This window comes from Mesorhizobium sp. M7A.F.Ca.CA.003.01.2.1 (genome assembly GCF_003998945.1).
Classification (GTDB): Bacteria; Pseudomonadota; Alphaproteobacteria; order Rhizobiales; family Rhizobiaceae; genus Mesorhizobium; species Mesorhizobium ciceri.
Window position 1 is genome coordinate 1 of sequence record NZ_RZRA01001676.1, and the last position, 450, is coordinate 450.

At 64.0% G+C, this 450-nt stretch carries 1 pseudogene; it reads right to left on the reverse strand.

Annotated features, from left to right (window positions below):
- Positions 1-450 (reverse strand): annotated as a pseudogene (locus EN969_RS34890) (UTP--glucose-1-phosphate uridylyltransferase); the annotation flags it as partial.

A 450-nucleotide genomic window follows, 5' to 3' on the forward strand; every position in this document is an offset into this window, starting at 1 on the left:
GCCGATCTCGGCGCCACGGCCAACGATGCCATATTTGTTGGTCTCGCTGGGTTCGCAACGCTCGACGGCGATTACGTTGCCGCCCGTGCGCTCATAAAGCTCGACGGTTTCGGCGAGGCATCCGCGACCGCCGAAGGACACCATGTCCGGCAGCAGCAAGGCGAAGGGCTCGTTGCCGATAACCTCGCGCGCGCACCAGACGGCATGGCCGAGGCCTTGCGGGGATTGCTGGCGGATGAAGCTGGTGGCGCCGGCCACAGGCAGCATGCTTTCGAGCGCCTCCAGCTGGGTCTTCTTGCCGGTCTGCTCCAGGGTGCCGATCAATTCCGGATGCAGGTCGAAATAGTCCTCGATCACCGCCTTGTTGCGACCGGTCACGAAGACGATGTGTTCGATGCCCGCCTCGAAGGCCTCGTCCACCGCATATTGGACGACGGGCCTGTCGACGAC